The sequence below is a fragment of the Mesorhizobium sp. M0761 genome (assembly GCF_040320205.1).
Classification (GTDB): Bacteria; Pseudomonadota; Alphaproteobacteria; order Rhizobiales; family Rhizobiaceae; genus Mesorhizobium.
Genome location: NZ_JAMYPF010000007.1, coordinates 259,380 through 271,482, shown reverse-complemented (window position 1 = coordinate 271,482; position 12,103 = coordinate 259,380). Strand labels below are relative to the sequence as shown.

The 12,103-nt window shown below is 64.0% G+C and carries 12 protein-coding genes; all 12 read right to left on the bottom strand.

Features of this window, described 5'->3' with window-relative positions:
- Nucleotides 1-107: 107 nt before the first annotated feature.
- The 12 genes from NKI32_RS14915 to rpsF all read right to left on the bottom strand — a co-directional run bounded on the left by NKI32_RS14915 (nt 108) and on the right by rpsF (nt 11,911).
- Nucleotides 108-329, bottom strand: coding sequence for a hypothetical protein (locus NKI32_RS14915; RefSeq protein WP_023689120.1), 222 nt, complete (start codon nt 327-329; stop codon nt 108-110).
- Nucleotides 330-462: 133 nt separating this feature from the next.
- Entirely contained in the window at nt 463-1,092 is a 630-nt protein-coding gene (locus NKI32_RS14910) for a hypothetical protein (protein WP_352443818.1), read from the bottom strand.
- A gap of 77 nt (nt 1,093-1,169) precedes the next feature.
- Nucleotides 1,170-1,925, bottom strand: a complete 756-nt coding sequence (locus NKI32_RS14905; protein WP_353002903.1) for an SDR family NAD(P)-dependent oxidoreductase — start codon at nt 1,923-1,925, stop codon at nt 1,170-1,172.
- Between the two features lie 30 nt (nt 1,926-1,955).
- Nucleotides 1,956-3,437, bottom strand: a complete 1,482-nt coding sequence (gene purF / locus NKI32_RS14900; protein WP_023672714.1) for an amidophosphoribosyltransferase — start codon at nt 3,435-3,437, stop codon at nt 1,956-1,958.
- A gap of 131 nt (nt 3,438-3,568) precedes the next feature.
- Nucleotides 3,569-4,240, bottom strand: a complete 672-nt coding sequence (locus NKI32_RS14895) for a CvpA family protein (protein WP_023685681.1) — start codon at nt 4,238-4,240, stop codon at nt 3,569-3,571.
- Nucleotides 4,241-4,288: 48 nt separating this feature from the next.
- Entirely contained in the window at nt 4,289-5,692 is a 1,404-nt protein-coding gene (gene radA / locus NKI32_RS14890) for a DNA repair protein RadA (protein ID WP_023685682.1), read from the bottom strand.
- A gap of 230 nt (nt 5,693-5,922) precedes the next feature.
- Nucleotides 5,923-7,416 carry a replicative DNA helicase gene (locus NKI32_RS14885; RefSeq protein ID WP_023672717.1) on the bottom strand — a complete coding sequence of 498 codons (1,494 nt, stop codon included), beginning with the start codon at nt 7,414-7,416 and terminating at the stop codon, nt 5,923-5,925.
- A 220-nt stretch (nt 7,417-7,636) separates the two neighbouring features.
- The gene (locus NKI32_RS14880) at nt 7,637-8,614 is read right to left on the bottom strand and encodes a small ribosomal subunit Rsm22 family protein (protein ID WP_353002902.1); all 978 of its coding nucleotides are present in this window, start codon (nt 8,612-8,614) and stop codon (nt 7,637-7,639) included.
- A gap of 157 nt (nt 8,615-8,771) precedes the next feature.
- A complete protein-coding gene (locus NKI32_RS14875; protein WP_023672720.1) occupies nt 8,772-10,121 on the bottom strand; it encodes a cyclopropane fatty acid synthase in 1,350 nt (449 codons plus the stop codon).
- A gap of 186 nt (nt 10,122-10,307) precedes the next feature.
- Complete coding sequence (gene rplI / locus NKI32_RS14870) at nt 10,308-10,895, bottom strand: 50S ribosomal protein L9 (RefSeq protein WP_023672721.1); 588 nt, start codon at nt 10,893-10,895, stop codon at nt 10,308-10,310.
- Nucleotides 10,896-11,162: 267 nt separating this feature from the next.
- Nucleotides 11,163-11,411 carry a 30S ribosomal protein S18 gene (rpsR, locus tag NKI32_RS14865; protein WP_006203718.1) on the bottom strand — a complete coding sequence of 83 codons (249 nt, stop codon included), beginning with the start codon at nt 11,409-11,411 and terminating at the stop codon, nt 11,163-11,165.
- The gene (rpsF, locus tag NKI32_RS14860) at nt 11,411-11,911 is read right to left on the bottom strand and encodes a 30S ribosomal protein S6 (protein ID WP_023672722.1); all 501 of its coding nucleotides are present in this window, start codon (nt 11,909-11,911) and stop codon (nt 11,411-11,413) included. Before rpsF ends, rpsR begins: the two co-directional genes overlap by 1 nt.
- Nucleotides 11,912-12,103 lie beyond the last annotated feature (192 nt).

Sequence of the window (12,103 nt, the reverse complement as noted above, 5' to 3'; positions counted from 1 at the left end):
TCGGGCCGACTGGACGCGACGCCCTTTGTGCGGAAGGAGGTTGGCACTCTACGCGAGGCGACCCCCTCTGGCCTGCCGGCCATCTCCCCTCGAGGGGGGAGATTGCGCTACTGCGCCGCCGGCTCTTCCGCATCACCCTCATCGGTGAAAGGCGAGGCGCTCGGCACGCAGTTGACCGCCCAGCCGGCCGGCGTCGGCTGCTTCTGATATTCGGTGATGGCGTTGGTGCACTGTTCGCGGGTGTCGAAGGTGCTGGGCAGCACCACCATGCCGCCTTGCGGGCCGGCGATCACCAGGTACCAGACCAATGCTACGCTGGGAGCAGCCATGGGAATTCCTCGCTTTGCTGGGTGTCGGAGTCGGTTGACCCTAGCAACTCCCGGCTGATGGCGAAAGCAGGGCGATGGGGGAGCGGCTCGCCGGACCATCACAGACCCGTGAACGAACCGCTCCCGAGCCCGCTTAGTTCGCGGCAAAGCAGTAGAACAGGCCGTCGCCGCCGGTGCCTTTCAGCGCCTCCTGGCTGCAGCCGCCGCGCGAGGCATGCGAGGAGTTCCAGGATTTCGCCGCCGCCGACTCGTCAAGGCCGGTGCGGTCGTGGTGGCCCATCATCGCCGCGCCCTCCGCCCCGCTCAAGGTCCAGTCGCCGCAGGTCTGGTCGGCGATCTTGGTGCCGTCGGGCTTCGAGCCGGTCAATATGTCGTGCCGGTTCGGCTTGTCGCCGCGGCCATTGACCACCTCGCCCTTTTCGTTGAGCGCCGTCTGCTTGGTGATGGCGTTGGCGTCGCTGTGCAGCGAGGCGACGTCATCGGCAATCTTCTCGCCCTTGGCGTTGACCCAGGGACCCTTGCCGATACGGTCGCGCGCATCGACATTGGCGCTCGAGAGATAGGCGTGCCATTCCTTGCCGGTAACCCCAGCCGCTTCCGCCAGCGAGGCGCAATGCGCGTCGGCACCCTTGAGACCGCCGAGATCGGCGCCCTTGCCGGAACCGACGCTGGTGACGAAGAAACTCATCTTGGCGTCTTGCGCCAGCGCCACGCCGGCTGTGGCGGCAATCGCGGCGGCGGCAACGAGAAGAAGTCTACGCATGTCGGTCCTCCGGTTTCGAATGTCCTACATTCGAAGAAACGTAACTGGAGGCCTGTTTAATCCCGCTACAACCCGGTTTATTCCGGCTGCCGGTAGGCGACGAAGCGGTTGTTCTTGACCTGGAAGATCAGCCCCGTCTCTTTCATCTCGGGGCTCGCCAGCGGCACGATGCGTTTTGCCACCTCTGACGGGTGCGGCAGCGTTTCCGGATCCTCGCCGGGCGCGGCCTGCGCACGCATGGCGGTGCGGGTGGCGCCGGGGTCGACCGCATTGATGCGGAGCGCCAGGCTCTGCGTCTCATGCGCCCAGGAACGCGTCATGGCTTCCACCGCCGCCTTCGACGCCGCATAGGGCGCCCAGAAGGCGCGCGCCGAATGCGCGGAGCTGGAGGACATGAGAATGGCGCGGCCGGCGTCGGACAGCCTGAGCAGCGGGTCGACCGAGCGGATCAGCCGCCAGGTCGAGGTGACATTGATGGTCATTACCTTCTCGAAGGTTTTGGCCTCGACATGGCCGATCGGCGAGATGACGCCGAGCACGCCGGCATTGGCCACCAGAATGTCGAGCTTGCCCCAACGCTCGTGAATGGCCCCGCCCAACCGGTCGATGCCGGCCATGTCTGAGAGGTCGAGAGGCACCAGCGTCGCTTCGCCCTTGCCGGTTTTCGCGCGTTCGGCCTTGATCTGGTCATCGAGTTCTTCCAGCCCGCCGACGGTCCGGGCAACCGCAATGACATGGGCGCCAGCGGCGGCAAGTTCATTGGCGATGAAGTAGCCGATGCCGCGCGAGGCGCCGGTAACGACCGCGACGCGGCCGGAGAGGTCGAGGGTCATGCGAGCGCTTTCAAGGATAGCAGTTGGGCTTTACGCCCCGTTGTTCGCCAGCAGCGACAGCGTGCGCACATTGTCGTGGCCTTCGAAGTCGAGCAGGCGGGTCGGGTACTGGCCGGTGAAACAGGCGTCGCAGAATTGCGGCTGCTCATTGTCGCGGCTGGCTTCGCCGACGGCGCGGTAGAGCCCGTCAATGGTCAGGAAGCCGAGCGAATCGACACGGATGAACTCGGCCATTTCCTCGATCGACATGCGCGATGCCAAAAGCTTCGACTTCTCCGGCGTGTCGACGCCGTAGAAGCACGACGCGCTGGTCGGCGGCGAGGCGATGCGCATATGCACTTCCTTGGCGCCGGCGTCGCGCACCATCTGCACGATTTTCTGGCTGGTGGTGCCGCGCACGATCGAATCGTCGACCAACACCACGCGCTTGCCCTCGATCATCCGGCGGTTGGCGTTGTGCTTGAGCTTGACGCCCATATGGCGGATCGAATCGCCGGGCTGGATGAAGGTTCGGCCGACATAGTGGTTGCGGATGATACCGAGTTCGAAGGGGATGCCTGCCGCCTGGGAGAAGCCGATTGCCGCCGGCGTGCCGGAATCCGGCACCGGCACGACGATATCGGCCTCGACCGGGCTTTCCTGCGCCAATTCGGCGCCGATACGCTTGCGCACTTCGTAGACATTGCGGCCTTCGACCGAGGAGTCCGGGCGGGCAAAATAGACATATTCGAAGATGCAGAAGCGGGTCTTCTGCGGCTCGAAGGGGAACAGGCTCTCGATGCCCTTCGAGGTCACCACGACCATTTCGCCGGGCTTCAGGTCGCGCACGAAGCGGGCGCCGATAATGTCGAGCGCGCAGGTTTCGGAGGCCAGGATCCAGGCGCCGTCGAGGTCGCCGAGCACCAGCGGGCGGATGCCGAGCGGATCGCGGCAGCCGATCATCTTCTTGGAGGTCATCGCAACCAGCGAGAAAGCGCCTTCAACCTGACGCACGGCGTCGATGAAGCGCGAATTCAAATCGCGTTCCTTGCTGGTGGCAACGAGATGCAGCAGCGTCTCGGTGTCGGAGGTCGACGAGAAGATCGCGCCCTGTTTCTGCAGCGCGCGCTGCACGGTCATGGCGTTGGTGAGATTGCCGTTATGGGCGACGGCAAAGCCGCCATCGGCGAGTTCGGCGAAGAAGGGCTGGATGTTGCGCATGCCGGCGCCGCCCGTCGTGGCATAGCGCGTGTGGCCGATGGCACGGTTGCCTTGCAGGCTGTCGATGACGTGCTGCTTGGTGAAGGTGTCGCCGATCAGGCCGACATGGCGTTCGACATGGAACTGCGTGCCGTCATAGGAGACGATGCCGGCCGCTTCCTGGCCGCGATGCTGCAGCGCATGCAGGCCTAGTGTGACGATGGCCGCAGCGTCCTGCCGGCCGAAAATGCCGAACACCCCGCATTCATCGTGGAAATGATCGTCTGCTTCGGCGGAAAGGACGTCGTCCGCGTCTGCCTTCGAAACTGCCATGGGGCTCAAGCTCCGCTAAAATGGCCATATAGTGCGATAGCACCGCGAAAGCAACGCACGTCGTGCGCCGTTCACATCAAAGTCAGGCCGGAACTGCCGGGATGGCGCCTGTCAGGCACCATCCGTCCGTATCAGTTTGCCGGCGCGGCCGGAGCCGGAGCCGGAGCAGCGGGCGCGGGTGCGTTATCGGCCGGAGCGTCGGTCTCGTCGTCGGGCGCCGGCGTATCGTCACCGGTTGCCGGAGCATCCACCGCCGGTGCATCGGCCGCCGGAGGCGTCTCGGCTGCCGGCTGATTCGGATTGAGCTTCTTCAGGATGGCGTTTTCCGGATCTTCGGGCAGCAGGCTTTCCAGCTTGGCGCCGATGGTCTCGAGCAGCGGCTTCGACTTGGCGTTGGCGATCCAGGCAGGGGCCTTGGCGCCGGCCAGCCAGTTGAAGAACAGCAGCGCCACGGCGACGACGAGGACGCCGCGCGCGGCGCCATAGAGGAAGCCCAGCGTACGGTCGAGCGCGCCGATCCTGGAATCGATGATCCAGTCGGCAAGCTTCATGGTGATGACGGAAACGACGATCAGCGCGATGAGGAAGACGATGCCGGCGGATGCCGCCATGGCGATCTTGTCGCTTTCGACATAGGGCTGAACGTAAGGCAGCACCGGCTTGTAGAAGAAGAATGCCGCCGCGGCGGCAGCCGCCCAGGACACGACGGACAGGATTTCGCGTGACAGGCCGCGAACCATGGCGAGCATCGCCGAGACCAGGGTGAAGCCGACGAGAATTCCGTCCAGCAGCGTAATCGGCATGTCATTCGCCCCACTCAGATTGTCTTTTCACGGCTCGGGCGAGCCGCGTCAATCTTCCACGTCGACACGGCTGCGCCGTGAGCCGGCTATGCGTGCGACGAGATCGGCAAGTTCGGTCGGCTGGAAAGCGCCGGCCCCGATCCCCCCGACAACCTCCTCGCTGCCCAAGGGCAGAACCGCACTTCCAAAACCCAGCTTTTCGGCCTCTTTAAGGCGCTGCTGCGCATGCGCAACCGGCCTCACTGCGCCCGACAGGCTGATTTCGCCGAAATAGACGCAATCGGCGGGAAGGGCAAGACCGGTGAGCGACGAAACCAGTGCAGCGGCAACCGCCAGATCGGCCGCCGGCTCGGAAATCCGGTAGCCGCCGGCGACGTTGAGGTAGACATCGTGGGTGCCGAAGCGCACGCCGCAATGGGCTTCGAGCACGGCAAGGATCATCGACAGCCGTGCGCCGTCCCAGCCGACGACGGCACGGCGCGGCGTGCCCAATGTGGACGGCGCCACCAGTGCCTGGATCTCGACCAGCACCGGACGTGTCCCTTCCATGCCGGCAAATACCGCGGCACCCGGCGATTTTGCGTGGCGTTCGCCGAGGAACAGCTCCGACGGATTGGCGACCTCGCGCAAGCCCTTGTCCGACATCTCGAAGACGCCGATCTCGTCGGTCGGCCCAAAACGGTTCTTCACCGTGCGCAGGATGCGGTAGTGATGGCCGCCTTCGCCTTCGAAATAGAGAACGGCGTCGACCATGTGCTCGACGACGCGCGGACCGGCGATCTGGCCTTCCTTGGTGACATGGCCGACCAGCACGATGGCAGCACCGGTGGATTTGGCGTAGCGGATCATCGCTTGCGCCGAGGCGCGCACCTGGGTGACGGTGCCGGGCGCCGAGTCGGCCATGTCGGTCCACAGCGTCTGGATGGAATCGAGGATGACGAGGTCCGGCCTTTTGCCGTCGGCTATTGTTGCCAGGATATCCTCGACATTGGTCTCGGCGGCAAGTTCGACCGGCGTGTCGGCGACGCCAAGCCGCTGCGCCCGCAGCCGGATCTGCGCGACAGCCTCTTCGCCCGAGACATAGACGATGCGGTGGCCCTTTGACGCGAGTGCGGCCGCGGCCTGGGTCAAAAGCGTCGACTTGCCGATGCCGGGATCGCCGCCGACCAACAGCGCCGAGCCGCGCACGAAGCCGCCGCCGGTGGCGCGGTCGAGTTCGCCAATGCCGGAGATGATCCGCGGCGCATCCTCGATGTCACCGGACAGGCTGGTCAGCACCACGGCGCGGCCCTTGCGCGCATTGCGCGTGTTGGCCGGTCCCGAGCCGATGCCGCCCGAGGTGCCTTCCTCGACCAGCGTGTTCCACTCGCCGCAGGCATCGCATTTACCGGCCCAGCGCTGATGCACCGACCCGCAATTCTGGCAGATGAACTGGACGCGCGATTTAGCCATGGAGTGATGCTGCCTGCAAATGACCGAAGGAGGGTGATCCTGCACACCCCCCTCTGTCCTGCCGGACATCTCCCCCGCAAGGGGGGAGATTGGCTATCGTCGCTGCTTTCGCCAATCGCCAACGTGGCAAGATGAGCGCCGTCCGCAAAGCTGCTGATCTCCCCCCTTGCGGGGGAGATGGCCGGCAGGCCAGAGGGGGGTGTGACGGAGCGCTGCGGTAGGCCAAAAAGCTACTCGAACCTCTCCGCAATATGATGCTCTTCGGCGAGGTCGGAAAACCGTGTGAACTCGCCATGGAAGGCGAGGCTCACCGAACCTGTCGGGCCGTGGCGCTGCTTGGCGACGATGACTTCGGCCTTGCCGCGCATCTCGTTCATCTCGTGTTCCCACTTGATGTATTCGTCGGTGCCGGGCTTCGGTTCGCGGTTCTTCAGATAATATTCCTCGCGGTAGACGAACATCACCACGTCGGCGTCCTGCTCGATCGAGCCGGATTCGCGAAGATCGGACAGCTGGGGGCGTTTGTCTTCGCGGCTTTCGACCTGACGCGACAGCTGCGACAGCGCGATGATCGGAACGGAGAGTTCCTTGGCCAGCGCCTTGAGGCCGGTGGTGATCTCGGTGATTTCCTGCACCCGGTTCTGCGACGATTTCGCGCTCGACCCCTGCATCAGCTGGATATAGTCGATGACGATGAGGTCGAGGCCGCGCTGACGCTTCAGCCGCCGCGCCCGCGCCGACAGCTGCGCGATCGAGATACCGCCGGTCTGGTCGATGAACAGCGGGATCTTCTGCATGGTCTGCGAGCAGGCGACCAGCTTTTCGAAATCCATCTCTGAAATCTCGCCGCGGCGGATTTTTGACGACGAAATTTCCGTCTGTTCGGAAATGATGCGGGTGGCGAGCTGCTCGGACGACATTTCCAGCGAGAAGAAGCCGACGACGCCGCCATTGGCTGCCTTGAACGAGCCGTCGGCCTGCTGCGCCGGCTCATACATCTCGGCGATGTTGAAGGCGATGTTGGTGGCGAGCGATGTCTTGCCCATGCCCGGACGGCCGGCAATGATGATCAGATCCGACGCCTGCAGGCCACCCATGCGGCGGTCGAGGTCGCGCATGCCGGTGGCGAGGCCCGACAAATGGCCGTCGCGCATATAGGCGGCGTTGGCCATGTCGACGGCGGTCTTGACCGCATCGGTGAAGCTTTCGAAGCCGCCATCGTAACGGCCGGTTTCGGCCAGTTCGAACAGCCGCCGCTCGGCATCCTCGATCTGTTCGGACGGCGCCATGTCGACCGGCGCGTCATAGGCGATGTTGACCATGTCCTCGCCGACGGTGATCAGCGCGCGGCGCGTGGCCAGATCGTAGATGGCGCGGCCATAGTCGGTGGCGTTGACGACGGTGACGGCTTCGACCGCCAGACGAACCACATATTGCGCCACCGTCATGTCGCCGACCTTCTCGTCGGCCGGCAGGAAGGTTTTCAGTGTGATCGGCGTCGCCACCTTGCCCATGCGGATGAGCTCGGCCGCGACCTCGAAGATTTTCCGGTGCAGCGGCTCGTAGAAATGGCCGGCCTTGAGGAAGTCGGAGACGCGGTAGAAGGCATCGTTGTTGACGAGGATGGCGCCGAGCAGCGCCTGCTCGGCCTCGATGTTGTTCGGCGCTTCACGATAAAGCGGTTGCTGCTCCGCCACGCCGAATTTTCGCGCTGCCTCTGCCATGATGTCCCCGATTTTGATCCCGGCTTCTCGATATCAGAACGAGATAAATCGGTGCTGACCTTTCTGCATCACCGCACGACCAATCAACCTCGATGCCCGTTGTTCACAGGGGCGGCAAACCGTCCACAGAAGAGTGTTTCCGCGCCCCGATTCCGGTTGACTCAGAAAGGCGCTGACTTTTATCCGAGTCGTTGGAACAGAGCAAGAACAATCTCGGTGATTATCCGCTTCTTCCGTCCAGTGTATCGCCCCAGTCCAGCCGCCGCGCTGCCTTGAACAGCTCGCCCTCGCGCTTGGTGAAAAGTGTCTCGCCGGCGCCGCCATCCGGCTGGCACAGTTTGAGCAGCACCTTGCCGGAGCCCGATTTCGGCGGCGCAATCACGCGGGGCGGATGTACAGGCGCGGGTTGCCGCGACGCCGCGACGTAGATGAATTTCTCGTCCTCCCACGGCACGTCCGCGTCCTTGGCCAGGCGATGAAGGCGCGAGCGGGCGACGCGGCGCGAAAAATGGCACCAGTCGGGCGGCTCAAGCGGGCAGGGCGCCTCATGCGGACAAGGCGCCAGCACATGCGCCCCGGCCTCCAGCAATTGCCTGCGCACTGCCAGGATGCGCTGCCAGCCTGCCGGTGTGCCGGGCTCGACGATCAGCAGTGTGTCGCCGGTCAAATGCCAGAGCCGGCCGACAAGCTTCGGCAGCGATGCCGGCGCGATCTCGTCCAGCACATAGGCGCAGGTGACGAGGTCGGCAGGCTTGAGATCGGCAAGGTCGATGGTCACGTCGCCGGCGCGCCAGTCCATCCTGGTGGCGATGGTATCAAGGGCGAGCGACTGGCCAACCTTGCGCACCGCGGCGCTTGCTTCAACCAGAACCGCCTCTTCGAGGTCGGGCCACAGGTCTGTAGCGGCCCAAAGCACCGTGCCAGGACCGGCGCCGACATCGAGCAAGCTCGTTGGCTGGAAATCGGGCCGCGCATAGGCGAGTTCGTCGAGACCGGCCCGTACCGCCGCGTAGGTCGCCGGCAGCCGCGTCGCCAGATAGGCTTTTACCGCCATCTCTTCGGCCATGTGCAGGCGGCCGTCGCGCAATTCGGCGCGGTAGCGGTCAGACAGCGTCTTCGCCGCCTGGCGCAGCACCGCCAGCGGTATCGTTTCGAGCAGGCGCTGGACGCCTTGTCGCAGCGAGGCGGGGAGTTCCACGCTCAGGCTCCGCGTGGCGCGAGCACCGAGGCGCCGGCGAACTCGACAAGGGTGGTGGCGATGGTGGGCAGGCAGGTCATTAAAAAAGGTCTCGCGAGAACGAGACCTTTTTCAGTGTCAGAGCCGTCAATGGCAAGCGGCAATCGCAATCGAGGCGTTATTCGCGATCCGCCACCTTGCGACGGCGCGCTGGCTTGGCCGCAACGGACCTGACAGCAACGGACCTGGCAGGCACAGACCTGGCGACAGCAGGCTCGGCGGCCGCCGCCTCCTGACGATGCCCCATTTCGCGCATTTCGAGCGCCTTTTCACATTTGGCCATGTAGTCGCGCGTCATCGGCAGCGTGTCGTTCTTCTTGGCGATCTGGATCTGGAAGATGACCAGATCCTGCCAGCGGAAGGCGGCTTCCGAAGCCGCCAGATAGAACTCCCACATCCTGCAGAAGCGCTCGTCATAGATGGCCTTGGCCTTGTCGCGGTTGGCGGCAAAGCGCTGGCCCCAATGCTTCAGCGTATCGGCATAGTGCAGCCGCAGAATCTCGATGTCGGTGACCACAAGCCCCGACTTCTCGATCGCCGGCATCACCTCCGACAGCGAGGGAATGTAGCCGCCCGGAAAAATGTACTTGCGGATAAAGGCGCTGGTCGCCCACGGCACGCCGGAGCGGCCGATCGTGTGCAAGAGCATGACGCCGTCGGGCTTCAACAGCGTCGCCGACTTGTCGAAGAAGGTTCGGAAGTGGTTGACGCCGACATGCTCGAACATGCCGACCGAGACGATGCGGTCGAAGCGTTCGTTGAGTTCGCGGTAGTCCTTGAGGTCGAAATGCACGCGGTCCTGCAAGCCTTGCGCATGCGCCCGGTCGGTGGCGACGCCGTGCTGCTCGGTCGACAGCGTCACGCCTTGCACGTCGACATCGAAAGCCTTGGCGAGATAGAGGCCGAGCCCACCCCAGCCGGAGCCGATATCGAGCACGGTCTGGCCGGCCTTCAGCCTGAGCTTGGCGGCGATATGGCGTTTCTTGGCCATCTGCGCCTCGTCGAGCGTCATGTCCGGCTGTTCGAAGTAGGCGCAGGAATACTGCATGTCGTCGTCGAGGAAGAGCCGGTAGAGGTCACCCGACAAATCATAGTGGCGCTGCACGTTGCGGCGCGCCCGTGATGCGGTGTTGATCTGCTGCAGGCGGCGAAAGGCGTGGCGCAGACCCTCGATGGCCTTCGACCAGGTGGCGTCGATACCGCCACTGCCCATGTTCTGGAAGGCGATGCGCATCATACCCAGTACGCCGCCCTCGATGATGTCGAGTTCGCCGTCCATATAGGCTTCCGGCACGGCCAACATCGGATCGAAGGTAATGGCGCGCTCGGCATGCGCGGTCTTGATGTGCATATGCACCGGCTCGCCGCTGCCGTCGCCGAAAACCACTGTCGAGCCCTTCGGGCCGGTGACTTTCAGATTGCCCGTACGCACCAGGCGGTCGAGAACGCGTTTCAACAGAATATTCATCACCAAATGTCCCCTCACGGTCAGACTGGCGGACCAATTCTGCAACAATATATAGGGGTTCGAAAAGTTCCATTTGGCACAAAAATGCCCGGGCGAGAGGCCCGGGCATTGGTCCAGAAAGGCTGGATGACGAGAAAGTGATTGGAGCGCTGCTCCCCTTGCTTCCCGATCAGGCCCCGTGCGGGATCAGGCGTTGTCTTCTTCGCCGCCTTCGAACTCGGTGTTCGGGTCGAAGAAGTTCTCCGGCCGCGCATTGTCGTTGATGTCGTCGCCATAGATGGCTTCGGCGGTGGTCAGCGTCTCGCCCTTGGCCTGGCGCTCGGCTTCGTCGGCCGTGCGGGCGATGTTGAGGCTGATGGTGACCTCGACTTCCGGATGCAGCGCAATCGCCACATTGGTGACGCCGATGGTCTTGATCGGCTGGTTGAGCTGGATCTGGTTGCGGTTGACCGAGAACCCTTCGGCGGTCAGCAGGTCGGCGATGTCGCGGGTCGACACCGAACCGTAGAGCTGGCCTGTCTCGCCGGCCGAACGTACGGCGATGAAGCTCTTGCCGTCGAGCTTTTCGGCAACCTGGCTGGCTTCCGACTTGCGCTCGAGGTTGCGGGCTTCGAGCTGCGCGCGCTGTCCTTCGAACTTCTTCTTGTTGGCTTCGTTGGCGCGCAGCGCCTTGCCCTGCGGCAAGAGGAAGTTGCGGGCAAAGCCGTCCTTGACCTTGACGGTATCGCCCATCTGGCCGAGGCGGGAAACGCGTTCGAGAAGAATCACTTGCATGGTCTTGTTCCTTCGTCTGGGCACCGACCGCGGGATCGGCGCCGAATTGAATGGAACAGGTCAGGAAGCTCTGAGCGCCTTGGCGCCGGTGTCGCTGTCCTGCCTGTCGCGGCAGTTAGAGGCTTTTCACCTCAACTCGGGATTTCAATGCACGTCGCCAAGAGTGGGCCCGGTTTTGGGACAACGACATGCATCATCAAATTACCCCTGCGGCGCCCGTCGCCGTGGGAGAAGGAAGCAGGCGGCGAACCGCCTGCTTCGGAGATCTTAGCGAACTACGTAGGGCAGCAGGCCGAGGAAGCGGGCGCGCTTGATCGCCTTGGCGAGTTCGCGCTGCTTCTTCTGGCTGACGGCGGTGATGCGCGACGGCACGATCTTGCCGCGCTCGGAAATGTAGCGCTGCAGAAGACGCACGTCCTTGTAGTCGATCTTGGGCGCATTGGCGCCGGAGAACGGGCAGGTCTTGCGGCGGCGATGGAACGGGCGCCGGGTCGGGATCTGATTGATGTCGACCATTATTCTGCACCTCCTTCAACGCCTTCGCGCGGACGGCGCGGACCACGATCGCCACCGGCATCGCCAAATGAGCGCGGCGGACGATCGCCACGGTCGCCGCGATCACGGTCGCCGAACGAGCGCGGACCACGATCGCCACGGTCGCGGTCGCCGAAGCCGCCGCGTTCCGAGCGCTCTTCGCGCTTCTGCATCATGGCCGACGGGCCTTCCTCATGCGCCTCGACCTTGACGGTCAGGAAACGCAGCACGTCCTCGGACAGGCCCATCTGGCGCTCCATCTCGTTGAGCGCTGCCGGCGGGCAGTTGAGGTCCATAAGCGTGTAGTAAGCCTTCCGGTTCTTGTTGACCCGGTAGGTGAGGGACTTCAGTCCCCAGTTCTCGACCCGGCCGACGGACCCGCCATTTGCGGAGATGACGCCCTTGTACTGTTCGACAAGCGCATCGACCTGCTGCTGCGAGAGGTCCTGCCGGGCAAGGAACACATGTTCGTATAGAGCCATAGTGGTTCAGTGCCTTTCTTCGTTTCTCTCCCGGATCCTCGCGGCAAAAGCCTCTGCAACTTCTCTGACCCGCTGATCCCGAGGGGGCGGGGAAGAAAGGAGCATTTCGAGACGGTCGAGAGCGGAGACACGGGAGGCGGAAGCGCTTCTGGCTTCACACGAAGGTTTTGGGTAAAACCTCCGGCCCTCCGT